This window comes from Pseudomonas sp. NPDC089401 (genome assembly GCF_044749485.1).
Taxonomy (GTDB): Bacteria; Pseudomonadota; Gammaproteobacteria; order Pseudomonadales; family Pseudomonadaceae; genus Aquipseudomonas.
In genome coordinates, this window is the sequence record NZ_JBIVIA010000001.1 from 64,435 (window position 1) to 87,716 (window position 23,282).

Genomic DNA, 23,282 nt, shown 5'->3' on the forward strand with positions numbered 1-23,282 from the left:
ACTGCCCGCGAGCATGAAACCACCGATCCAGTTGCCCCTGGGTGTGCGCCTGCGCGATGACGCCACCTTCATCAACTACTATCCGGGCGCCAATGCCGCGGCGTTGGGCTATGTCGAGCGGCTGTGCGAGGCCGACGCCGGCTGGACCGAGAGCCTCATCTACCTGTGGGGCAAGCAGGGCGTCGGCCGCAGCCACCTGCTGCAGGCCGCCACCCACCGCTTCCAGCAACGTGGCGAACCCGCCGTCTACCTGCCGCTGGCGCAATTGCTCGAACGTGGCGTCGAACTGCTCGACTACCTGGCCCAATACGAACTGGTGTGCATTGACGATCTCCATGTGATCGCCGGCAAGGCGGACTGGGAGGAGGCGATGTTCCACCTGTTCAACCGCCTGCGTGACAGTGGTCGACGCCTGTTGCTGGCCGCTTCCGCATCACCCCGCGAGCTGCCGATCAAGCTGCCCGACCTCAAGTCGCGGCTGACCCTGGCCCTGGTCTTCCAGATGCGCGGCCTGTCCGACGAAGACAAGCTGCGCGCCCTGCAACTGCGGGCGTCGCGGCGCGGGCTGCACCTGACCGACGAAGTCGGCCATTTCATCCTTACCCGAGGCACGCGCAGCATGAGTGCGCTGTTCGACCTGCTCGAACGCCTCGACCAGGCCTCGCTGCAGGCCCAGCGCAAGCTGACGATCCCTTTCCTGAAGGAAACGCTCGGCTGGTAAACCCCGTAAACACTGGGCTCCAACGGGGAAAACGGAAAAGTCACATCTTTTTCGATAAAATTTGCAAATGGCCGTGATAGAGGGCATAGTTTCCCCCTTCTAAAGGATTACAGACACGGTCGTGCCCATGCTGAAGCGCTTCGCACCCCTCGTGCCACTCGCACTCGTGACCCTGCTTTTTGGCTGCGCGGCCCAAGGCCCGGTTTCCCAGCCCCAGGATCACACCCCGGTTGCCTCGCAATCGGTGACCCAGGCCAAGGCTTCTTCGGTATTCGGCGAAGAAGAGCCTGCCACCGAAGATGACCTGCAGGCCTTCTCCAGCAGCAAGCCTTATCAGCTCCCGGTGCTGGCGGACAGCATCCTCGAGCGCGGCATGTCGCTGATCGGCACCCGCTACCGCTTTGGCGGTACCTCGGAAGCCTCCGGCTTCGACTGCAGCGGTTTCATCGGCTATCTGTTCCGCGAAGAGGCCGGCATGAACCTGCCGCGTTCGACCCGCGAAATGATCAACGTCGATGCGCCCAAGGTGGCCCGCAACAAGCTCAAGCCAGGCGACCTGCTGTTCTTCAGCACCAACGGCCGTGGCCGGGTCAGCCATGCCGGCATCTACCTGGGTGACAACCAGTTCATCCACTCCAGCAGCCGCCGCAGCGGTGGCGTGCGCATCGACAGCCTCGGTGACCGCTACTGGAGCAAGACCTTCATCGAAGCCAAGCGTGCCTTGGCCATGGCGCCGACCACCAACATCGCGCGCAACTGATATCAAAATGATGTAACCTGCCGCGGCGGCGCAGCTGAAAAAGCTCGCCGCCGTGCGCATTTACAGAATGCGTCTAATCTAAATTCTCAACTCTTTTCGGCTGCGGCCCTGCGGTCTCAGACAGGATGTTCTGGCCATGGCGATGATGGCGCGCTTCGCATTGCTTTTCCTGGTGGCCTTGCTGGCTGCCTGCTCCAGCCGTACCCCGGCACCGGCCCCGGTGGTGCAGCCACGGGTCACCTACAGCCAGCCCGAAGGCTCGCCGCTCGCCGACGACGTGCTGATGCGCGCGATCGGCCTGGTCGGCACGCCCTATCGCTGGGGCGGCAACACACCGGATTCCGGGTTCGATTGCAGCGGCCTGATCGGTTATGTGTACCGCGATGCGGCGGGCATCAGCCTGCCGCGCTCTACCCGCGAAATGATCGTCATGCGCGCGCCCACCGTGGACATCAACGCACTGCAGTCCGGTGACCTGGTGTTCTTCGCCACCGGCGGTGGCTCCCAGGTCAGCCATGCCGGCATCTACGTGGGGGAAGGGCGCTTCGTCCATGCGCCCCGCACGGGCGGTACGGTGCGCCTGGACTACCTCTCCAACAGCTACTGGTCCAAAGCCTACCTGCAGGCCAAACGGGTCATCCCGCAAGGTCATCTGGCACAGAACCCCTGAGCCGCTGAGCCTCCACTGCGGCCACGCCCTGGCCTGGCCGTCCTCCGCGCGCCCCTGACGGCGCATGGGCAGCAACCCGCTACCACGCCTCTGTCGACGCAACTGGCAATCATGCCGGTTCGACGACAGTGGTCTGGAGTGGCCCATGAACGACAATCGAGAAAGAATGCTGCGGGTGCTTGACGCACTGGCCGAGGGCAACCCGATGGTTCGCCTGGTCAGTGAGTTGCTGCATGCCTACCCCGACTTGTACACGCTGGCGAACGAACACGCCGAAGCGATCGTGAAGAAGCATACGGGCAAGGCCATGGACCCGCGGTTCGTCTGGTGGCACCAGTTCAACCTGGAAAGCACCAGCCACCTGACCTTTACCGGTTGGCAGCACAGCGGGCCGCCGCAAAAGTCGCTGGTGCTGACCGAGCTGATGATCGAGCGTTTCGACCTGCACTTCCAGGAGGCGAGCGATGAGCTGGACATGTGCGGTGGCTTCTACCGACAAGGCCCGCATGCACGGGCCTATGACGAACGCAACGAAGTGCCGATGCTTGGCAGTGCGGTACAGCGTGACTTGTGGGCGCTGGATTTCGCCACGTTGTATCGCGACAAGGTGGAGCGCTTCTGGTCGGCGCACGACCAAAGCTGCCTGGTGCTGGCCAAGATCACCCTGCTCGGGCACGGCGTAAGGGCAGCGCGTGAAGGCGACATTTCCCAGGCAGACCTGACGCGCCTGCATGCGCTGGTTGCAGATGACTTGTTGCCCGGGCAGCCGCCCTCGCTTGCACAGCTGCGCCAAACCAGCAGCCGCAGCCCGCTGGCTGTCCATCGGTATGTATTCAGTGACGGGGACCGTGGCTGCCTTTTCGCGCTCCAGGCCGAGGATGGCCGGGTCCTGGCCTACATGCCATGGGCTGGCCGGACGCTCAAGGGTTTCGACTCCGAGCTGGCGTTGGCGGGCTGGTTGCGCGAGCACCTGAAATCGCCAGGCATCTTGCAGGCGTTCGTCGCAGGCGCCCATGGCAACCCAGGTGAAACGTCGGCCAGGGCGCTGATCAAGGTGCACCTGCAAGGCATTGCCGACAGCCATTCGGCGCAAGCGGCCAAGGTTGCACTGACATTTTTCAAGCGCCCGCTGGCTTCGGACCTGTTTCGTTTCCTGTGCGACCAGGCGGCCAGCGAGATGCGCAGCACCGCCCTGATGATGCGCGACAACAGCCGTTTGCGCCGGGCCATGTGCAGCGGTTACCTGTCCGCGTTCCTGGCCATTGCCGGAGGCTTTGCGCCGTTGGGCTGGCCGATGTCGCTGGCGCTGCTGGGTGCCAGCGTCGCCAAGGTGGGGCTGGAGGCTGACGCCGCCGCGCACGCCAGCGACGAGCAATCGCGCAAGCACGCCATGCGCACGGCCATGCTCGAGAGCCTCTACGCCACCTTGAACCTTCTCGACGTCGGCTTCCAGTCGACGTTTGCCAGTCTGGCGTACGAAGCCCCGCCTCATGAAATCGCGTTCGATGTCCAGCGCTGGCAGTCCGCGCAATCGCCCCTGCCAAGCATCGAAGACCTTGAAATCAATACCCTGCTTGCGGGCGAGCCTGGTCAGTCCGGGCTCTTGCGTGGTGTGTATGTCGCACAGGACGGTGCCTGCTCGATTGTGCTCGATGGCCTGTCGTACCGGGTGCGCTACAGCCAGCAATTGTCGGTATGGCTGATCGTGCCGGCAGACAACCCGTTCGCCTTCGCGCCATTGCGCCCGGTGCGCCTGAACGCTGCCGGGGAGTGGGAGCTGTTGCAGCCGCTGAGCCTGGCCGGGGGAGCCCCCTCCGCGGAGCGAGGCCTGCAGAGCAGGACTTCGCTGTTCTGGGACACCTATGCAGTGGTTAACGCCAACCTGTCTCGACGGCTGTCGGCCAAGGCAATGCAGCGCCAGAAGGCACTGCTGAGTGATTGGCCGGTCGCCGAGCTGCAGCGCGGGCAAGCCCCCGATCTGGATGCCAACGGTATCGATTGCGTGAAGGTTGACGGCAGGGCGGAGTACTCCTACCGCTATGGGCGGGAATACTTCAATTCACTGATCGAGTACTACACCAGTGACGAGTCACGGGTGAATGATGTGTTTCGTGTGGGCAACTACAAGTACGGTGACGAAGACGATTTTATCGGCAACCTTGCCGACAGCCTCGATGCGCTGCCCAAGAGCAGCACGCAACGCCTGTATCGCGGTGGCCACTTGTCACGCGGTACCGGCGGGCAGCGCTACCGCGATGGACGGTTGCAGGTCGGTGACGTGCTGGTGAACACCGATCTGTCATCGTTCACGGAAAACCCCTACCTGGCGGCCGAATTCGCCAGTCAGCCATCGGTTCATGCCCCGGCCGGGCTGCCCGGGGTGTTCGATGACAGTTCGGTGCTGTTCGAGTTGCGTGCCGACCATTACCAGAGCGGTACGCCGATCGGCGCCTTTTCACTGTACTGGGATGAGGCCGAGACCGTGTTCCTGCCAGGCAACTACTTTCGCGTAGACCAGCTCGAGCAGATCACCGGCAACCATTACCGGTTCATCCATGTCACCCTCAGCCAGACGGTCAAGCCGGCTTCGGGCACGGTCTACGACCTGCGCACCGGGCAGCCGTTCGACATTGAACTGTACCGTGCGCGGTTCAGGACGCCGGCGCTGGTGGAGCGTTTTTTTCCAGGCCTGTGAACGACCCTCGCGCCGTGGATTGCGCCGCTGCCCCTGCGGCCATCTGGCGGCTCGCTTCGATTGACGCTCCCGGCCCAACCCTCTAACCTTCGCGCGTGTTTCAGGTGCCCTGCCAGCCTCCCGCTGGGCAGGGTGAAACTGGGAAGCCGGTGGGCGCCAGCAAGGCGCGATTCCGGCGCTGCCCCCGCAACGGTAGGTGAGTCGCGGCCGCGCAGGGCCACTGGGTGTGAACACCCGGGAAGGCGCGCAGGCCAGGGTCGAAGGCCCGCTCACGAGCCCGGAGACCGGCCTGGAACTGCCAAACGGCATCACGGAGGGTGATGCGCGGTGCACCGTGGCCCTGGCCATGGCCCCTGCGCGTTCTCCGTCTGCCTGCCTATTACCTGTCGCCGCTGTTCGCGTGGCGCCAGCCTGCGGAGAACCCCTCATGAGCGAAACTACCGAACGCGACGAACGCCACCTGGCGCGCATGCAGCGCAAGAAGGCGGTCATCGACGAGCGCATCGCCAACTCCCCCAACGAATGCGGCCTGCTGCTGGTGCTCACCGGCAACGGCAAGGGCAAGAGCAGCTCGGCCTTCGGCATGCTCGCCCGCGCCCTGGGCCATGGCATGCAGTGCGGTGTGGTGCAGTTCATCAAGGGCCGCAACAGCACCGGCGAGGAGCTGTTCTTCCGCCGCTTCCCCGAGCAGGTGCGCTACCACGTGATGGGCGAGGGCTTCACCTGGGAGACCCAGGACCGCCAGCGCGACATCGCCGCCGCCGAAGCCGCCTGGGCCGTGTCGCGCCAGCTGCTGCAGGACCCGAGCGTGCAGTTCGTGGTGCTCGACGAACTGAACATCGCCCTCAAGCATGGCTACCTCGACCTCGACCAGGTGCTCGGCGACATCCAGGCCCGTCCGCCGATGCAGCACGTGATCGTCACCGGCCGCGCCGCCAAGGAGCAAATGATCGAACTGGCCGACACCGTGACCGAGATGGGCATGCTCAAGCACGCCTTCCAGGCCGGTATCCGCGCGCAGAAGGGCGTCGAACTGTGAGTGAGGCGCGCAGCTGCCCGGCGGTGCTGATCGCCGCCCCCGCTTCCGGCCAGGGCAAGACCACCGTCACCGCGGCCTTGGCCCGCCTGCACCGCAACCTTGGGCGCAAGGTGCGGGTGTTCAAGTGCGGGCCGGACTTTCTCGACCCGATGATCCTCGAACGGGCCAGCGGCGCGCCGGTGTACCAGCTCGACCTGTGGATGATCGGCGCCGAGGAAAGCCGTCGTCTGCTCTGGGAAGCGGCGGCCGATGCCGACCTGATCCTCATCGAAGGGGTGATGGGGCTGTTCGACGGCACCCCGTCCAGCGCCGACCTGGCGCGCCATTTCGGCGTGCCGGTGCTGGCAGTGATCGACGGTACCGCCATGGCCCAGACCTTCGGCGCCCTGGCTCTTGGCCTGGCGCGCTACCAGGCCGACCTGCCGTTCGCCGGCGTGCTGGCCAACCGGGTCGGCAGCCTGCGCCATGCGCAACTGCTCGAAGGCAGCCTGACCGAGGGCCTGCGCTGGTATGGCGGGCTGTCGCGCGAGCGCGGCATCGAGCTGCCCAGCCGCCACCTGGGCCTGGTCCAGGCCAGCGAGCTGAACGATCTGGACGCACGCCTGGACGCCGCCGCCGAGGCGCTGGGCGCCAGCTGCGACGCCAGCTTGCCGCCGCCGGTGAGCTTTGCCGCGCCCGAGCCCCAGTCCACCCAAGCCTCGCTGGCCGGTGTGCGCATCGGCGTGGCAAAGGACGAAGCCTTCGCCTTCACCTACGGCGCCAACCTCGATCTGCTGCGCGAGCAGGGCGCACACCTGGAATTCTTCTCGCCGCTGCACGACTGCGAACTGCCCGCCGTGGACAGCCTGTACCTGCCGGGCGGCTACCCCGAACTGCATCACCACGCTCTGGCTGGCAATGCCGCGATGGTTGAAGCGATCCGCGCCCACCACGCCCAGGGCAAGCCGCTGCTGGCCGAGTGCGGAGGCATGCTTTACCTGCTCGAATCGCTGACCGATGTGGCCGGCGAGCGCGCCGAACTGCTCGGCCTGCTGCCGGGCACGGCGACCATGCAGAAGCGCCTGGCGGCCCTGGCCCTGCAGGCCGTGGAGCTGCCCGAAGGCACTCTGCGCGGGCACACCTACCACCATTCGTTGACCAGTACCGCGCTGGAACCCATTGCCCGCGGCCTCAGCCCCAACGGTGGGCGCGGCAACGAAGCGGTGTACCGCCTGGGCCGGCTGACCGCCTCCTACGTGCACTTCTACTTCCCCTCCAACCCTGACGCGGCGGCGGCGCTGCTGCGGCCATGAGCGAACACGCCTACAGCGACGCCGAACGCGCCGCGATCTACCGGGTCATCGGCGAACGCCGCGACATGCGCCATTTCGCCGGTGGCACGGTGGCGCCCGAGCTGCTCGGCCGCTTGCTGTCCGCCGCGCACCAGGCACCAAGTGTCGGCCTGATGCAGCCTTGGCGGTTCATCCGCATCAGCCAGCGTGAGCTGCGCGGGCGCATCCAGGCGCTGGTCGAAGACGAGCGGGTGCGCACGGCCGAGGCCCTGGGCGAACGCTCCGATGAATTCATGAAACTCAAGGTCGAGGGCATCAGCGACTGCGCCGAGGTGCTGGTGGCGGCACTGATGGATAACCGTGAACCGTACCTGTTCGGCCGCCGCACCTTGCCCGAGATGGACCTGGCCTCGCTGGCCTGCGCCATCCAGAACCTGTGGCTGGCGGCACGCGGCGAGGGGCTGGGGCTGGGCTGGGTGTCGCTGTTCGACCCGCAGGCCCTGGCCGCGCTGCTGGGCATGCCCGCCGGGGCCAAGCCGGTGGCGGTGCTGTGCCTGGGGCCGGTGACCGAGTTCTATGGGCAACCGATGCTGGTGCAGGAAAACTGGGCGCAGGAGCGCCCGTTGAGCGACATGTTGTATGAAAACCAATGGGGAGAACGCCCATGAGCGTGGCCTTGCTGACCGTGGCCGGCGTGGCCCTGGACGCGTTGCTGGGGGAGCCGCGCCGGCGCCACCCGCTGGTGGGCTTCGGCAACCTGGCTGCCGCCCTGGAGCGCCGCCTGAATGCCGGTGGCCGGGGCTGGCGCAGCCATGGTGTGAGCGCCTGGTTCCTGGCCGTGGTGCCGTTGACGCTGGTGGCGCTGATCCTGTCCTGGCTGCCCTATGTCGGCTGGCTGGTGGACGTGCTGGCGCTGTATTGCGCCTTGGGTCTGCGCAGCCTTGGCGAGCACGTGCTGCCGGTGGCCAACGCCTTGCGCCAGGGTGACCTGGAAGCGGCGCGGCGCCGGGTGGGCTACCTGGTCAGCCGGGAAACCCGCGAGCTGGATCAGCCAGCCGTGGCCCGTGCGGCGACCGAGTCGGTGCTGGAAAACGGCAGCGATGCGGTTTTTGCTGCGCTGTTCTGGTTTGTCGTGGCCGGTGCGCCGGGTGTGGTGCTGTACCGCCTGAGCAACACGCTGGATGCCATGTGGGGCTACCGCAACGAACGCTTCGAGCGCTTTGGCTGGTGCGCCGCGCGCATCGACGATGTGCTGAACTATATTCCCGCCAGGTTCGTCGCCCTGACCTACGCGCTGCTCGGCAAGACCCGCCTGGCCCTGGCCTGTTGGCGCAAGCAGGCGCCGCTGTGGGACAGCCCCAACGCCGGCCCGGTGATGGCCGCCGGTGCTGGCGCATTGGGCGTCGAGCTGGGTGGCCCGGCGGTGTACCACGGTGAACTGCATGATCGGCCACGCCTGGGCGAAGGCCCGATGGCCGATGCCGAGGCCATCGAACGTGGCTGGAGCCTGGTGCAGCGTGGCGTATGGCTGTGGCTGCTGCTGATCTGCGTGGGAGCGTATCTGAATGCTTGAGCACGGTGGCCGCCTGCTGCGGGCGGTAAAGCAATACGGAATCGCCCGGGAAGACTGGCTCGACCTGTCCAGCGGCATCGCCCCCTGGCCCTTTGCGATTGCGCCGATCCCGCTGGATGCCTGGGCTCGGCTGCCCGAAACCGAAGATGGCCTGGAAGACGCCGCGCGGCGCTACTACGGCGCCACGCAGCTGCTGCCGGTGGCCGGCTCGCAGGCGGCGATCCAGGCACTGCCAACGCTACGCCCGGCAGGGCGGGTCGGGGTGCTGTCGCCGTGTTATGCCGAGCACCCGCAGACCTGGCAGCGCGCCGGGCATGTGCTGGTCGAACTGGACGAAAGCCAGGTCGAGGCCGAACTCGAGCGCCTCGACGTGCTGGTCCTGGTCAACCCGAACAACCCCACCGGTCACCGGGTAGCGCGCGAGCGCCTGTTGCACTGGCATGCGCGGCTGGCCGAGCGGGGCGGCTGGCTGGTGGTCGACGAAGCCTTCATGGACAACACGCCCGAACACAGCGTCAGCGACTGCGCCGAGCGCCCGGGCCTGATCGTGCTGCGCTCGTTCGGCAAGTTCTTCGGCCTGGCCGGCGTGCGCCTGGGCTGCGTGGTGGCTGAGCTGGCACTGCTGCAGCGCCTGGCCGAGCTGCTCGGGCCCTGGACCGTCAGCGGCCCGACCCGGGTGCTGGCCCAGGCCTGCTTTGCCGACCAGGCTGCGCAGCAGGCGCAGATCGAGCGCTGTGCCCAGGCCAGCCGGCGCCTGGCCGACCTGCTGGCCAGCAGTGGGCTCGCGCCCAGCGGCGGTTGTGACCTGTTCCAGTACGTGCGCAGCGAAAGCGCCAGCGGCCTGCATGATTTTCTCGCCCGTCGCGGCATCCTCGTGCGCCTGTTCACCCAGCCTGCCGCCGTGCGCCTGGGCCTGCCCGCCCGTGCCGAGGACGAACAGCGCCTGGCCCAGGCGCTGACCGACTACCAGAAGGAAACGGCATGACCACCCTCATGGTGCAAGGCACCACTTCCGATGCCGGCAAGAGCACGCTGGTCACCGCCCTGTGCCGCTGGCTGCTGCGCCAGGGTGTCGCGGTGGTGCCGTTCAAACCACAGAACATGGCGCTCAACAGCGCGGTGACCGCCGACGGCGGCGAGATCGGCCGCGCCCAGGCGGTGCAGGCCCAGGCCTGCCGGCTGGCACCGCACACCGACATGAACCCGGTGCTGCTCAAGCCCAACAGCGACACCGGCGCCCAGGTGATCATCCATGGCCGCGCGGTCACCAGCATGAATGCGGTGGCCTATCACGACTACAAGGCCATCGCCATGCAGGCGGTGCTGGCTTCGCACCAACGCCTGAGCGCAGATTACCCGGTGGTGATGGTCGAAGGCGCGGGCTCGCCGGCCGAGATCAACCTGCGCGCCGGCGACATTGCCAACATGGGTTTTGCCGAGGCGGTCGACTGCCCGGTGATCCTGGTCGCCGACATCAACCGGGGCGGGGTGTTCGCCCATCTGGTCGGTACCCTCGAACTGCTGTCGCCGAGCGAACAGGCGCGGGTCAAGGGCTTCGTCATCAATCGCTTCCGCGGCGACATCGCCTTGCTGCAACCGGGCCTGGACTGGCTGGAGCAGCGCACCGGCAAACCGGTGCTCGGCGTGCTGCCGTATGTCACCGACCTGCACCTGGAGGCCGAGGACGGTATCGACGTGCGTCAGGGCGCAAAACAGGCGCACGTGCTCAAGGTGATCGTCCCGGTGCTGCCACGCATCAGCAACCACACCGACTTCGATCCGCTGCGCCTGCACCCGCAGGTCGACCTGCAGTTCATCGGCCCAGGCCAGCCGATCCCGGCGGCCGACCTGATCATCCTGCCCGGCTCGAAAAGCGTGCGCGGCGACCTCGCCCAGTTGCGCGAGCGGGGATGGGACAAGGCCATCGAACGGCACCTGCGCTATGGCGGCAAGCTGATCGGCATTTGCGGCGGGCTGCAGATGCTCGGTCGTGAAGTGCACGACCCGCTTGGGCTGGAGGGCGCCGCAGGTTCCAGCCCGGGGCTGGGCCTGTTCGATTACGCCACGGTGCTCGAAGCCGACAAGCAACTGCGTAACGTGGCCGGCACGCTGCACCTTGAAGCCTCGCCGGTCGCGGGCTACGAGATCCATGCCGGGGTCACCACGGGGCCTGCGCTGGCGCAGCCTGCCGTGCAACTGGCCGATGGCCGCCAGGACGGCGCCATCAGTGCCGACGGGCAAGTGCTCGCCACCTACCTGCACGGCCTGTTCGAAGGCAGCCAGTCGTGCGCCGCACTGTTGCGCTGGGCCGGCCTGGAAACCGTGCAGACCATCGATTACCAGGCCTTGCGCGAACGCGACATCGAGCGCCTGGCCGACCTGGTGGAACAGCACCTGGACACCGCGCACCTGCGCGCCCTGTGTGGAGTCGCCTGACATGCGCAACCTGATCCTCGGCGGTGCCCGTTCCGGCAAGAGCCGCCTGGCCGAACAGTTGGCCAGCGACAGCGGCCTGGCGGTCACCTACATCGCCACCAGCGAGCCACTGGACGCTGAAATGAACCAGCGCGTGCGCCTGCACCGCGAACGTCGGCCCGCCGACTGGGCGCTGATCGAAGAGCCCCTGGCCCTGGCCCGCGTGCTGCAGGCCGAAGCCGCCGAAGGCCGTTGCCTGCTGGTGGATTGCCTGACCCTGTGGCTGACCAACCTGCTGATGCTCGACGACGAACAACGCCTGGCCGCGGAGCGCGATGCGCTGCTCGACTGCCTGGAGCGGTTGCCGGGCACGATCATCCTGGTCAGCAACGAAACCGGCCTGGGCGTGGTGCCCATGGGCGAGCTGACCCGGCGTTACGTCGACCTGGCCGGCTGGCTGCACCAGGCCGTCGCCGAACGTTGCCAGCGCGTGGTGCTGACCGTCGCCGGCCTTCCTCTCATGCTCAAAGGACCCGCTCTATGAACGCTGCCTGGTGGCTCGACGCCTGCCAACCCCTCGACAACGCCGCCATGGACCAGGCCCGCGCCCGTCAGCAGCAGCTGACCAAACCTGCCGGTTCGCTCGGCCAGCTGGAGGGCCTGGCGGTGCAGCTGGCCGGCCTGCAGGGCTGCGAGCGGCCGAGCCTGGATCAGGTCGCCATCACGATCTTCGCCGGTGACCACGGTGTGGTCGAAGAGGGCATCTCGGCCTATCCGCAGGCGGTGACCGGGCAGATGCTGCGCAACTTCGTCGGCGGCGGCGCGGCGATCAGCGTGCTGGCGCGCCAGCTGCAGGCCAGCCTGGAAGTGGTCGACCTGGGCACCATCGACCCGGAGCTGGAGCTGCCAGGGGTACGCCACCTGCGCCTGGGGGCCGGGACCGCCAACTTCGCCCGTCAGCCGGCGATGACCGAGCCCCAGTTGCAGGCGGCCTTGCAGGCGGGGCGTGACACCGCCTTGCGGGCCAAGGCCAACGCTGCCCAACTGTTCATCGGCGGCGAAATGGGCATCGGCAACACCTCGGCCGCCGCCGCCCTGGCCAGCACCCTGCTGGGCTGCCCGGCCCGCGAGCTGAGCGGCCCGGGCACCGGCCTGGACACGGCCGGCGTACGCCACAAGGCCGAGGTGATCGAGCGTGCTTTGGTGTTGCACGGGCTGCAGGCCGACGACCCGTTGCGCGCGCTGGCCTGTGTCGGCGGCTTCGAGATCGCCGCGCTGGCGGGTGCCTACCTGGCGTGTGCCCAGCAAGGGATCGCGGTTTTGGTGGATGGCTTCATCTGCAGCGTCGCTGCGCTGCTGGCGGTGCGCCTGAACCCGCAAGCGCGTGGCTGGCTGCTGTTCGCCCACCAGGGCGCCGAACCCGGGCACAAGGCCCTGTTGGCGGCGCTGCAGGCCGAGCCGTTGCTGGCCCTGGGCCTGCGCCTGGGCGAGGGCAGTGGTGCCGCCCTCGCCGTGCCGCTGCTGCGCCTGGCGTGTGCGCTGCACGGGCAGATGGCGACCTTCGCCGAAGCCGCGGTGGCGGATCGTCCGGCATGATCCTCGACCTGCTGCGCCACGGCGAAACCGAGCAGGGCGGCGGCTTGCGCGGCAGCCTCGATGACGCCCTGACCGACAAGGGCTGGGCGCAGATGCGTGACGCCGTGGCGGGGGCTGGCCCGTGGGATGTGCTGGTCAGTTCGCCCTTGCAGCGCTGTGCGCGCTTTGCCGAAACGCTGGGCCTGCCCGTGCAACTGGAGGCCGATCTGCAAGAGCTGCATTTCGGCGAATGGGAAGGGCGCAGCGCGTTGCAGATCATGCAGACCCAGGCCGACGAACTGGGGCGGTTCTGGGCGGACCCTTACGGCTTCACGCCGCCGGGTGGCGAGCCTGTCAGCGCCTTCGCCGAGCGGGTATTTGGCGCTGTCGAGCGCTTGCAGCGAGCGCATGCCGGCAAGCGCGTGCTGCTGGTCAGCCACGGCGGCGTCATGCGCCTGCTGCTGGCGCACGCCCGTGGCTTGCCAAGAGAGCAGCTGCTGCAGGTCGAAGTCGGCCACGGTGCCTTGCTGCGTCTGCTGGTGGGTCCGCACGGCAGCCTGGCCGAGGAGGCTTGAGATGTTGCCGTTGTGGATCGCCCTGCAATTTCTCAGCAGCCTGCCGGTGAGCTTGCCGGGCATGCCCGAGCCACGGGACCTGGGGCGTTCGCTGTTGTGCTACCCGCTGGTGGGCCTGTTGTTCGGGCTGTTGCTGTGGCTGGCCAGCCAACTGCTGCAAGGTACGCCGGCACCCTTGCACGCGGCGTTGCTGCTGGCGCTGTGGGTGATGCTCAGCGGGGCGCTGCACCTGGACGGCCTGGCCGACAGTGCCGATGCCTGGCTGGGTGGGTTCGGCGACCGTGAGCGCACCTTGCAGATCATGAAGGACCCGCGCAGCGGGCCGATCGCCGTGGTCACCCTGGTCCTGGTGTTGCTGCTCAAGTTCTGTGCGTTGTGGGTGCTGGTCGAGCGGGGCGCGGGTGCCGAGTTGATGCTGGCGCCGGTCGTGGGGCGGGTGGCGATGCTGGGGCTGTTCCTGGGCACGCCCTATGTGCGCAAGGGCGGGCTGGGGCAGGCGTTGGCCGAGCATCTGCCGCGCCGGGCGGCAGGCTGGGTGCTGCTGGTCAGTGTGGTGCTTTGCCTGGCGCTGGCTGGCGGGCATGGGCTGTGGCCGCTGGTGGTGGCGTTTGCTGTGTTCTGCTGGTTGCGACGCAAGATGTGCCAGCGACTGGGCGGGACCACCGGAGACACGGCTGGGGCACTGCTGGAGTTGCTGGAGCTTGCCGTGGTGCTTTGCCTGGCGCTGGCTGCCTGAGCCGTTGGCCTCTTCGCGGCGCTTCGGCGCCTCGATGAACCCGCTACCACAGGGATACCACCGGCAATCTTCTGCAATGGATGAAACCTGCGCGCTCCAGGCACCGGGCGTATCCTCGGCCTCCTTCCCCCAAGGCCTTGGAGGCCGCAATGCTCCACTGGATCCTCGCCGGGTTGCTGGCATTCCTGACCCTGCCAGCCACCGCCGCCGACCTCATCGACTTCTGGAACACCCCTCGCCACGGCGGCAACAGTTTCAACCGCCTGCCGCCCGATCAGGCTTACTTCGAGGCCCTGCGCGGTTACGGCGCCACCTGGGTGCGGCTGTCCTACGACAAGTGGCAGCCTGCCCAGCGTGACTTCCTGCTGGGCGATGCCGATCACTACCGGGGCCTGCCGAAAACCGACCTGCAAACGCTGCGCAGCACGCTCGACCGCGCCCACCAGGCCGGCCTCAAGGTCGTCATCACGCCGTTGTCCCTGCCGGGCATGCGCTGGTCACAAAACAACCAGGGCCAGTTCGACGATCGCCTGTGGCAAGACAAGCACTATTGGGCCCAGGCCGCCGATTTCTGGCGCGACCTGGCCCTGGAGCTGAAGGACCACCCCGCCATCGCCGCCTACAACCTGATCAACGAGCCGGCCCCGGAAAAGCGCGGCGGCCTCGCCGAACATGCGCCGCTACAGCAGATGCAGCAGTGGTATGACGATCAGCAGGGCACTGCCCGAGACCTGCCGGCGCTGTACCGGCAATTGGTCAGTGCGATCCGCGAGGTGGATGCGCATACCCCGGTCATGCTCGATGCCGGCTGGTACGCCGCTGCCGATGCCTTGAGTTACTGGCCAAGGCCAGTGGCCGATGAGCGCGTGCTGTACAGCGTGCACATGTACGAACCCTACGCGGCTACCAGCGGCCCGAACATGAACCGCAAGCAGCCCTTGGCCTACCCGGGGCCGGTGCCGTTCGCGGGGCAATCCGAGCACTGGGATGGCCAGCGCGTCGAGCAGTACCTGAGCCAGCCGCTGGCCTGGATGGCGGCAATGAAGTTGCCGCGTTCGCGGCTGGTTGTCGGCGAGCTCGGTTGCATGCGTCGGCTGCCTGGCTGTGGTCAGTATCTGGAGGATGTCCTCGGCGTACTGGACCGCAATCAGCTGCATTGGGCCTTCTACAGCTTCCGTGAGGACAGCTGGGACGGCATGGACTACGAGCTGGGGTCGGCGAAGGTGCCCTGGCGTTACTGGCAGGCGATCGAGCAGGGCGCTGCGGACCCGATTGCGCGCAAGCCGACCCCCGAATTCGAGCCGATCAGTCGTCGCCTGGCACAGTGAAACTTCTTGCAACAATCTGGGTGCGGGTATATACACGTATTCATGTTGACCAGTGAATGCATCTGCACCCACCTGCGTCGCGCCGCCCGCGGGGTGAGCCGGCATTACGACGAGGCCCTGGCTGGCTTCGGCATCAATGTCGCGCAGTTTTCCCTGTTGCGCCATCTGCAGCGGCTCGACCGCCCCAGCATCACCGCCCTTGCCGAGGCCATGGGCCTCGAGCGCAGCACGCTTGGCCGCAACCTGCGGGTACTGGAGGCCGAAGGCCTGGTGGCGCTGGCCGACGGTGACGATCAGCGCAACCGTGTGGTGCTGCTTACCGAGGCGGGAGCGGCGCGCGTGCAAGCGGCCCATCCGGCCTGGGAGCAGGCTCAGTTGTCGTTGGTGGAGCAGTTGGGCGAAGGGCAGCGCGATGAATTGGTGCGTTTGCTGGAGCGTCTGGCCTGACCCGGAACAATTAGAAGCGGGTATATACCCGCTTGACCTTGCGATGTGCTGGAGATAACGACAATGACTTCGGTGTGGCGAACCAGTGGGTGGGTGTTGGTGGGGGCGGCGTTGATCCTGGCGCTGTCTTTGGGCGTTCGGCACGGCTTCGGCCTGTTCCTGGCGCCGATGAGCGCCGATTTTGGCTGGGGCCGCGAAGTGTTTGCCTTTGCCATCGCTCTGCAGAACCTGATCTGGGGCCTGGCCCAGCCCTTCGCCGGTGCGCTGGCTGACCGCCTTGGCGCGGCCCGGGTGGTGATCCTCGGTGGCATCCTGTACGCCGCCGGCCTGTTGCTCATGAGCCACGCCGATTCGGCCTGGTCGTTGTCGCTGAGCGCCGGCCTGCTGATCGGTATCGGCCTGTCCGGTACCTCGTTCTCGGTCATTCTTGGAGTGGTCGGCCGTGCCGTTCCCGCCGAGAAGCGCAGCATGGCCATGGGGATCGCCAGCGCGGCGGGTTCCTTCGGCCAGTTCGCCATGTTGCCCGGCACCCTCGGCCTCATCGAGTGGCTCGGCTGGTCGGCTGCCTTGTTGGTGCTGGGTTTGCTGGTGGCGCTGATCGTTCCTTTCGTCGGCCTGTTGCGTGACCGTCCGCTGCCGAGCCATGGCGCAGAGCAGACGCTGGGCCAGGCACTGCATGAGGCTTGTTCGCACTCCGGCTTCTGGTTGCTGGCGCTGGGTTTTTTCGTCTGTGGTTTCCAGGTGGTTTTCATCGGCGTGCACCTGCCTGCCTACCTGGTTGACCAGCACCTGCCCGCGACCACCGGTACCACTGTGCTGGCGCTGGTCGGGCTGTTCAATATCGTCGGTACCTACACTGCGGGCTGGCTGGGTGGGCGCATGTCCAAGCCGCGCCTGCTGACCGCACTGTACCTGCTGCGGGCGGTGGTGATCGTGCTGTTCCTGTGGGCGCCGGTGAGTCAGTACAGCGCCTACCTGTTCGGCATTGCCATGGGGCTGCTGTGGTTGTCCACCGTCCCCTTGACCAACGGTACGGTGGCCACGCTGTTCGGTGTGCGCAACCTGTCCATGCTCGGCGGCATCGTGTTCCTGTTCCACCAGTTGGGCGCTTTCCTGGGCGGTTGGTTGGGCGGGGTGGTGTACGACCGCACTGGCAATTACGACCTGGTCTGGCAGATCTCGATCCTGCTCAGCCTGTTGGCGGCGGCGCTCAACTGGCCGGTGCGCGAAAGCCCGGTCGCCCGTTTGCAGGCCAAGGCGGCATGAACCGTTACCTGGCTCGCGGCCTGTTGACCGTGGCGGCCGCGCTGCTGTTGGCGCTGGCGTGGTGGGGTTGGCACAAGGGCGGGCTGGCTTTGATGCAACTGGGCATGAGCCTTTGTTAGGCGCTACCCTGCAAGTTCACCGATTGTCTTGCGGGAGTAATCTTTGATGCGTGCTCAATGGCTGACGTTGCCGTTCCTGGCTGTAATGGCCGCCACTTCGACCTGGGCGGCCGACTGCCCGGCGCTGTTGCAGGGCAGCTTGCCCAAGTTGCAGGGCAAGGAGCAGATCGACCTGTGCCAGCGCTTTGGCGGCAAGCCGCTGGTGGTGGTCAACACCGCGAGCTACTGCGGTTTTGCGCCGCAGTTCGACGGCCTGGAGGCGACCTTCAAGGAATACCACGAGCAGGGCCTGGAGATGCTGGGCGTGCCGTCCAATGACTTCAAGCAGGAAGATGCCGACAGCGAGAAGACCGCCAAGGTCTGCTATGCCAACTACGGTGTGACCTTCACCATGACCAAGGCGCAGGCGGTGCGGGGCAAGGATGCGATACCGCTGTTCGTCGAGCTGGCGAAACAGAGCAGTGCGCCGAAGTGGAATTTCTACAAGTACGTGGTGGATCGCCAGGGCAAGGTGGTGGGCAATTTCTCCAGCCTGACCAAGCCTGATGACCCGGCGTTCAGGGAAGCAATCGAGAAGGCGATCGCCTCGCACCCGTAGTGCTACGGCAGTTGATTGCTCTTGCTCTTGCTCTTGCTCTTGCTCTTGCTCTGCTTTTGCTTCTAAGCGCGCGATAGTTCAGGCGCCGCAGAGTGCGACTTCAGGAGGCCTCGCTCCGGCGTCCTCCGGGCCCGCGCGGCCTACGACTTGCTGCGCAAGTCTACATCTCGCGCCTTCGGCTACGCCGAAGGGGTGCTACGCACCCTGGCCCTCCAGACGCCTGCGCTCGGCCTCCTGAAGTCGCACTCTGCAGCGCCTGAACTATCGCGCGCTTAGAAGCAAGATCAAAAGCCAAAGCCAAAGCCAAAGCCAAAGCCAAAGCCAGAGAGAAAAGGGGAGGGGGCTCAGTGCGGATGCACCGTGATGGCCACCAGCTTCAGTACCACCGGCCTCACCATCAGCACGCAGACGAATGCCACCGGCATCGCCAATTGGTAAGCCTTCAGCACATTGCTCAGGTACTCCGGGTTCACTCCGGCGTTGGCCGCCGTGATCACGAAGCACATCAACAAGGCCATGATCGACGACATGTAGAACGCAAAGACGTAGGGCGTGGCACCGGGCCGTAACTTGCGCCGGCTGCGCGTCTGGGACAGGTTGCTCATGTGAACTCCTGGAAAATGGCTGGAACCGCAGGTTAACAACCTCCCACACCTGCGCTGTAGACCATGGATGATGAGTTCTTTATAAAGAGATTCTTACGAATCCCAAGGCGCTTCCATGGACCTGCTCAACGGCATCCGCAGTTTCATCAAGGTGGTGGAAGCCGGCAGCATCGCCGCCGGTGCCCGCAACCTCGGCATCAGCCCGGCAGCCGTCAGCCAGAACCTCGCCCGCCTCGAAAATCACCTTCAGGTGCGCCTGCTCAGCCGCACCACCCGCAGCATGGCGTTGACGCCTGCCGGAAGCCAATACTACGAGCGCGTCAGGCACATCGAGCGCGACCTGATGCTGGCCGAGCAGGCGCTCGCCACCCCCGACAGCCAGCCCCAGGGCCGCCTGTGCATCGCCTCGACCTCGGCGTTTGGCCGCCATGTGCTGGCGCCGCTGATCCCCGCCTTCAGTGCCCGTTATCCGCTGCTTTCGATAGAGTTGGTAACGACTGATCGCAAGGTCAACCACGCCCGCGAAGACGTCGACGTCAGCCTGCGCATCGCCCCGCAGCTCGACGACCAACTGCTGGCACGGCATATCGCGCGCATCCCGTTCATGTGCTGCGCATCGCCCGGCTACCTCGCCAGCGCAGGCCTGCCGGCCACGCCTGAAGCACTACGCGAGCACCGCTGCCTGGTGTTCCGCTACCCAGTGGATGGCCGCTTCCTGCGCTGGGGCTTCGTTCGCGACGGGCTGCGTTTCGAGGCCGAATTCGGCACGGTGCTGATCAGTGACGACATCGACGCCCTGACCCAGATGGCGCTGCACGACGGCGGCATTACCCGGCTCGCCGAGTTCATTGTCAGGCCGCACCTGGCCTCCGGCGCGCTGGTGCCGCTGTTCGAGTACAGCGACAGCGGCCAGGCCTACGCCCAGACCGAGCCGATGGACATCTACCTGTGCCTGGCCGATCGCTTTGCCATGACCGCAAAGGTGCGTGCGTTCATGGATTACCTGCGCGAAGCGTTGGGCGACAGCTGGCAGGTGCAGGCATGAAAAAACCGCCACGAGGGCGGTTTCTTGATGCTGCGGGTACGAATCAGAAGCGGTAGGTGAGCGAAGCGCCCAGGCCGTGTGCCTTGTTCTCGTACTTGGCTTGGTAGGTGCCTTTGGTGGAGCTGGCCAGATTTACCTTGGTGTCCTCTTCCCACAGGTAGGAGTAGGCCACGTCGATGGTCATGTCGTCGCTGGGGCTCCAGCCCGCACCGAAACTGACTGCCTTGCGATCACCCGTAGGGATGCGCGGCGAGCGGTTTTCGTTGTTGGTTGGCGATTGGTCGACGGAGAAGCCGGCACGCAGTACCCACTCCTTGTTGACCTTGTAGGACGCGCCGATGGCATGTGCCCAGGTATCGTGCCAGTTCTGCTCCTCGGAAATCGTGCCGAACTGCGCGGCCAGCGGGGCAGGGACATCGTTCTGCACGGTGATGTCTTTCAGGCGGCTCCAGCGGGTCCAGGTGCTGCCGGCATACAAGGTCCAGTTGTCGTCCAGTTCATGGGTGATGGACAGGTCGACCGATTCCGGGGTCTTGATTTTCAGGGTGGCGTCGAACTTGCTGCCGCTGAATGGCCCGATCAGCGGAGTGCTGACACGGGTCTTGCCTTCCAGCTTGTAGTCGACCATCGAGTGATAGGTCAGGCCGACCCGCGTGTGGTCGGTGGCCTGCACCAGGATACCGATGTTGTAGCCAACGGCAGTGTCGTCACCCTTGATCTTCACTTCGCCATCGGTGCCGCCCAGCGCGCGCGGGGTAGGCAGGTTGGAGCCCAGCTCACCCTTGATGCGGTTGAAGGTCGGGCCGAAACCGATGGACACCTTGTCATTGAAGGCGTAGCTGACGGTAGGCTGGAACGTGATGACTTCGACGTGGCTCTTCTTGCCCCAGTAACGAGCGGCATCGCCATTGCCATAATCCGTCACCAGGCCGAACGGTACGTAGACACCGAAGCCGACGCTCCAGTTGTCATCGAGCGGCTTGACGTAGTAGCCCATCGGTACGCCGACCGTAGGCACCATGTCGCCGTCGGTTTCTCCCCCGAGATTGCTGCCAGGGCCCGAGATGTCGGTCTTGGCGATCACGGCAGCGCCCCCCACGGTGACCTGCTGGCGTTTCAGGCGGGACATGCCCGCCGGGTTGCCATAGACCGTGCTGGCATCATCGGCAGCGGAAGAACGACCCGCGAAACCTGTCCCCATGCCGCTGATGCTTTGTTCGTTGAGGGCGAAACCTGCAGCGAACAGTTGGCTGGATGCCAGGGCAACGGCTACGCCGAGGGAGGTTTTGAGCATTGCTTTTTTCATTATTAGAAACTCCTTGGGATCTCCGGGGCGAAAAGCTACCAACAAATCACGCGCCGCGCTATAGGCTGTATCACAGGAGATAGAGCGGTTTTGTAGGACAATCCGACCAAAAAGTCCGTTTTTCCGGGAATGCTGTGGGACGAATCTTAGGAGGCTTGTGGCATTTTGTGATCTATGCACGAATGCCAGGCTTGAGTGAAGTCGCGCAGGCGACCTTGGGGGTGAAAAATCTGCCGCCAGATACGCGCCAGGCCGAGCAGGTCGTCCGCGGCAGGCAGGGGCGTGGCTTGTTCTTCGATGAGCATCCAGGCAATGGCGGTGGCGTAGCGCAGGTTGACCGCAAGCTCCAGGTGCGGGCCGCCAAGGAACGCGTGCTGGCTGGCCAGGCCGCGTACCAGGCTGGCCAGCTCCGGATCACGGGCGAGAAAGTCGTCCCAGACCGCCTGGTGGCGGTGTTCGCCGATGCGGTACAGGCCATGGCCACGACGATCATGCAGGGCCGAACCGAGCGCTGACTGGCTGGCCGCGATGCCCAGCAACAGGGCCTCGGCACTGGCGCAGTGTCGGTTCAGGTAGACCAGGGTCGGTCGGATCACATACAGACACAATTCATTCGCCGCGATACCCATGATGCCCTCGAGCAGTAAGAGGCCGACGGGCGCTGGAGCTTGGCAGCTGGTGATTGGTCAGGCCCGCCGGAAGCGGCAAGTACCGCTCGAGTTGAAGTGTAGTGTGATAATCGTGGTGTAAAGGGCTGTTTTTAAATCGATTGCTGCCAGTCGTTCGGCGCTATATGCCGTGCGGCAATTAGGCCAAGAACGATCAGGCAGCGTGCAGCAGGTGCCATTCAGTAGCTGAATACCCCGGTATTCGCCGCTCACGCGGTGAGCGACTGGCGGGTCCGGGCGATGACGGCCTGCAGCGGTTCGGAGCGGCTGTACTGTTCTGGGTACAGGCGTTCGGTGTGGCAGGCGATGCCGTGCTCGTCCACCAGGGTGAAGCTGAAGCTGCCCTTGCGCGGGGCGACGATAAGGCACTTCAACGGCGAGAAGGCCTGGGAGAGGGTGCCAATGGCAGCCTGAATTTGATGATGAGTTTGCATATTGTTGGAGGTTCCTGCTTTAAACACGGGGGATATGATCCGTGCATGATAGAAACGTTCCAGTGACGCCTTTATTAAGGGGCGAACGAACCTGACTGGAACAAAGCAGCCAGAGGGAGCGCAATCAAAGGTGGGCGCTTGGGCTGACTGGTAGGTACTTCAGAAGGCAGGCAGCACGCCGGGGCCAAGGTTCTAGGCCGTCGGGGTTGAATCCTGATCAATCTTCAGGGTGATTCGTGCAGGGCAGCTTTGGGCTGGCGAGGGAATCATCGAGGGGGCCGGTCCTGGTTTCAGCAGCGCTCGCTCGGGAGAGCGATGGGGCTGCAAGGACGCTTTTGGCCAGAATTGACTTTCAGCTTGGGTACTAACGCCGTGCACCTTACAGAACACAGGTGGAGATTGCAAGTTTTTCTGCGTTCGTTCAGGGAAGCCGAGCAGTATGGCGCTTCTTTCGCGTCTTGGGAAGAGGGGGCGAATGGCCCGCAATCCCATGGATGTTCCGATTTCGTGCAGCCAAACGCAGGTTTTCGGTGCACTTGTTCACATTGGAGGCACGACGTGTAACAGGCCGGCAACAGCTCGCCTCAAGCTCGCCAATGCCTTGACTGGCCAGTTAAGTCAATGAAAAAAAACACTTATTTTGGCTGGTGAAAAAATCGTCAGTTTGACTGTAGCCCCCATTTCATGGGGGTTTGCGGGTGCCTTGAAGGGGTTGTCCACTGAGTTATCCACAGGAACTGTGGATTGTCCCAGGCGCTTGCTCTAGCACGGGCGTGCCAGCAGCCCTGAGAACTGTCCGACAATCGAGAGGCACCTGCCGACCCGCCAGTCATGCGCCGGCAAACGTCAAGAAAATATCGTTGAAAAAAATTTCAGTCCTTGGCAAATCGGCAGGCCATGCACTGAAAAAAGGAGTAGAGTGGCGCGCTTTTCGCGTTGTCGTCCCTGTTCGCTCATGAAGTTTCGCAGTAAACAACTCGCCAGCCCCGCTGCCCTGTCGTCAGCCCCGCAACCCCGACGTTTTTCCCTCAAAGTGGCGCTCTGGCTGCTCGATAACCCGCGCCTGAGCGACAAGCCCCAGGTCAAGCACCTGGCCGGGCGCCTGCTCAAGCAGCCGGCGCGCGAAGGCGTGGTGGTGGCGCAGAGCCGCCTGGGCCAGATGCTCTGCCGCGAGTGTGGCAATGCCCGTGACCGGCGCATCGGCCACGAACTGCTGCGCCAGGCGGCGCGGGCAGGGGACCGGCCGGCGCAACTGGAATATGCGCGGCTGTTCCAGGCCGAGCAGCCGGAACGGGCGCCTGATCCGGCAGACTGATAAGCTGCACTCAACTTGCAATAGCGTGATCGGGGTAAGCATGGCAGTGGATCTGACCAGCATTCTGCTGGGCTTGGTGGCAGGCGCCGTGCCTTGCCTGGGTTGGGTCATGCACGTACAG

25 protein-coding genes and 1 riboswitch are annotated in these 23,282 nt (G+C 65.5%); of the genes, 21 read left to right on the forward strand and 4 right to left on the reverse strand.

Going from position 1 to position 23,282, the window contains the following annotated elements; genetic code table 11:
• Positions 1-13 precede the first annotated feature (13 nt).
• The 19 genes from hda to ACIP21_RS00400 all read left to right on the forward strand — a co-directional run bounded on the left by hda (position 14) and on the right by ACIP21_RS00400 (position 17,788).
• Positions 14-721: a DnaA regulatory inactivator Hda gene (gene hda, locus ACIP21_RS00310; RefSeq protein WP_145193312.1), complete on the forward strand. Its 708-nt coding sequence runs from the start codon at positions 14-16 to the stop codon at positions 719-721.
• A gap of 127 nt (positions 722-848) precedes the next feature.
• Positions 849-1,481, forward strand: coding sequence for a C40 family peptidase (locus tag ACIP21_RS00315; protein WP_400682655.1), 633 nt, complete (start codon positions 849-851; stop codon positions 1,479-1,481).
• 136 nt (positions 1,482-1,617) lie between these two features.
• Complete coding sequence (locus tag ACIP21_RS00320; RefSeq protein ID WP_400682657.1) at positions 1,618-2,151, forward strand: C40 family peptidase; 534 nt, start codon at positions 1,618-1,620, stop codon at positions 2,149-2,151.
• A 145-nt stretch (positions 2,152-2,296) separates the two neighbouring features.
• A complete protein-coding gene (locus ACIP21_RS00325) occupies positions 2,297-4,846 on the forward strand; it encodes a dermonecrotic toxin domain-containing protein (protein ID WP_400682660.1) in 2,550 nt (849 codons plus the stop codon).
• Between the two features lie 85 nt (positions 4,847-4,931).
• Positions 4,932-5,154, forward strand: a riboswitch (cobalamin riboswitch).
• Positions 5,155-5,273: 119 nt separating this feature from the next.
• Positions 5,274-5,885 (forward strand): cob(I)yrinic acid a,c-diamide adenosyltransferase, encoded by a 612-nt coding sequence (gene cobO, locus ACIP21_RS00330; RefSeq protein WP_400682663.1) that lies wholly within the window; start codon positions 5,274-5,276, stop codon positions 5,883-5,885.
• Positions 5,882-7,177 carry a cobyrinate a,c-diamide synthase gene (locus ACIP21_RS00335; protein WP_400682665.1) on the forward strand — a complete coding sequence of 432 codons (1,296 nt, stop codon included), beginning with the start codon at positions 5,882-5,884 and terminating at the stop codon, positions 7,175-7,177. Before cobO ends, ACIP21_RS00335 begins: the two co-directional genes overlap by 4 nt.
• A complete protein-coding gene (bluB, locus tag ACIP21_RS00340; RefSeq protein ID WP_400682667.1) occupies positions 7,174-7,824 on the forward strand; it encodes a 5,6-dimethylbenzimidazole synthase in 651 nt (216 codons plus the stop codon). The genes ACIP21_RS00335 and bluB overlap by 4 nt, the downstream gene beginning before the upstream one ends.
• Entirely contained in the window at positions 7,821-8,729 is a 909-nt protein-coding gene (cbiB, locus tag ACIP21_RS00345) for an adenosylcobinamide-phosphate synthase CbiB (RefSeq protein ID WP_400682670.1), read from the forward strand. Before bluB ends, cbiB begins: the two co-directional genes overlap by 4 nt.
• On the forward strand, positions 8,722-9,714 hold the full coding sequence (cobD, locus tag ACIP21_RS00350) for a threonine-phosphate decarboxylase CobD (RefSeq protein WP_400682673.1): 993 nt from the start codon (positions 8,722-8,724) through the stop codon (positions 9,712-9,714). Before cbiB ends, cobD begins: the two co-directional genes overlap by 8 nt.
• Positions 9,711-11,165, forward strand: coding sequence for a cobyric acid synthase (locus ACIP21_RS00355; RefSeq protein WP_400682676.1), 1,455 nt, complete (start codon positions 9,711-9,713; stop codon positions 11,163-11,165). Before cobD ends, ACIP21_RS00355 begins: the two co-directional genes overlap by 4 nt.
• A gap of 1 nt (position 11,166) precedes the next feature.
• Complete coding sequence (cobU, locus tag ACIP21_RS00360) at positions 11,167-11,688, forward strand: bifunctional adenosylcobinamide kinase/adenosylcobinamide-phosphate guanylyltransferase (protein WP_400682679.1); 522 nt, start codon at positions 11,167-11,169, stop codon at positions 11,686-11,688.
• Positions 11,685-12,740, forward strand: coding sequence for a nicotinate-nucleotide--dimethylbenzimidazole phosphoribosyltransferase (cobT, locus tag ACIP21_RS00365; RefSeq protein WP_400682682.1), 1,056 nt, complete (start codon positions 11,685-11,687; stop codon positions 12,738-12,740). The genes cobU and cobT overlap by 4 nt, the downstream gene beginning before the upstream one ends.
• Positions 12,737-13,294, forward strand: a complete 558-nt coding sequence (cobC, locus tag ACIP21_RS00370; RefSeq protein ID WP_400682685.1) for an alpha-ribazole phosphatase family protein — start codon at positions 12,737-12,739, stop codon at positions 13,292-13,294. The genes cobT and cobC overlap by 4 nt, the downstream gene beginning before the upstream one ends.
• A gap of 1 nt (position 13,295) precedes the next feature.
• Complete coding sequence (locus ACIP21_RS00375) at positions 13,296-14,030, forward strand: adenosylcobinamide-GDP ribazoletransferase (protein WP_400682688.1); 735 nt, start codon at positions 13,296-13,298, stop codon at positions 14,028-14,030.
• A gap of 149 nt (positions 14,031-14,179) precedes the next feature.
• Positions 14,180-15,358, forward strand: coding sequence for a glycoside hydrolase family 5 protein (locus tag ACIP21_RS00380; protein ID WP_400682691.1), 1,179 nt, complete (start codon positions 14,180-14,182; stop codon positions 15,356-15,358).
• 42 nt (positions 15,359-15,400) lie between these two features.
• Entirely contained in the window at positions 15,401-15,805 is a 405-nt protein-coding gene (locus ACIP21_RS00385; protein WP_400682694.1) for a MarR family winged helix-turn-helix transcriptional regulator, read from the forward strand.
• A 63-nt stretch (positions 15,806-15,868) separates the two neighbouring features.
• Complete coding sequence (locus tag ACIP21_RS00390; RefSeq protein WP_400682697.1) at positions 15,869-17,071, forward strand: MFS transporter; 1,203 nt, start codon at positions 15,869-15,871, stop codon at positions 17,069-17,071.
• A complete protein-coding gene (locus tag ACIP21_RS00395; RefSeq protein ID WP_400682699.1) occupies positions 17,068-17,190 on the forward strand; it encodes a hypothetical protein in 123 nt (40 codons plus the stop codon). Before ACIP21_RS00390 ends, ACIP21_RS00395 begins: the two co-directional genes overlap by 4 nt.
• A 46-nt stretch (positions 17,191-17,236) precedes the next feature.
• Positions 17,237-17,788, forward strand: coding sequence for a glutathione peroxidase (locus ACIP21_RS00400; RefSeq protein WP_400682700.1), 552 nt, complete (start codon positions 17,237-17,239; stop codon positions 17,786-17,788).
• Positions 17,789-18,132: 344 nt separating this feature from the next.
• On the opposite strand, the gene ACIP21_RS00405 is transcribed toward ACIP21_RS00400, so the two are convergent.
• Complete coding sequence (locus ACIP21_RS00405; protein WP_400682703.1) at positions 18,133-18,393, reverse strand: DUF2798 domain-containing protein; 261 nt, start codon at positions 18,391-18,393, stop codon at positions 18,133-18,135.
• 115 nt (positions 18,394-18,508) lie between these two features.
• On the opposite strand from ACIP21_RS00405, the gene ACIP21_RS00410 reads away from it, so the two are divergent.
• The gene (locus tag ACIP21_RS00410; RefSeq protein ID WP_400682706.1) at positions 18,509-19,438 is read left to right on the forward strand and encodes a LysR family transcriptional regulator; all 930 of its coding nucleotides are present in this window, start codon (positions 18,509-18,511) and stop codon (positions 19,436-19,438) included.
• Positions 19,439-19,481: 43 nt separating this feature from the next.
• Here ACIP21_RS00410 and ACIP21_RS00415 read toward each other — a convergent pair whose 3' ends face one another.
• The 3 genes from ACIP21_RS00415 to ACIP21_RS00425 all read right to left on the reverse strand — a co-directional run bounded on the left by ACIP21_RS00415 (position 19,482) and on the right by ACIP21_RS00425 (position 21,846).
• A complete protein-coding gene (locus ACIP21_RS00415; protein ID WP_400682708.1) occupies positions 19,482-20,744 on the reverse strand; it encodes an OmpP1/FadL family transporter in 1,263 nt (420 codons plus the stop codon).
• A gap of 146 nt (positions 20,745-20,890) precedes the next feature.
• Positions 20,891-21,373 (reverse strand): hypothetical protein, encoded by a 483-nt coding sequence (locus ACIP21_RS00420; RefSeq protein ID WP_400682710.1) that lies wholly within the window; start codon positions 21,371-21,373, stop codon positions 20,891-20,893.
• 248 nt (positions 21,374-21,621) lie between these two features.
• Positions 21,622-21,846, reverse strand: coding sequence for a hypothetical protein (locus tag ACIP21_RS00425; RefSeq protein WP_152954144.1), 225 nt, complete (start codon positions 21,844-21,846; stop codon positions 21,622-21,624).
• A 955-nt stretch (positions 21,847-22,801) separates the two neighbouring features.
• Between ACIP21_RS00425 and ACIP21_RS00430 the strand changes: the two genes are divergently transcribed.
• Entirely contained in the window at positions 22,802-23,161 is a 360-nt protein-coding gene (locus ACIP21_RS00430) for a sel1 repeat family protein (RefSeq protein ID WP_400682713.1), read from the forward strand.
• Positions 23,162-23,282 lie beyond the last annotated feature (121 nt).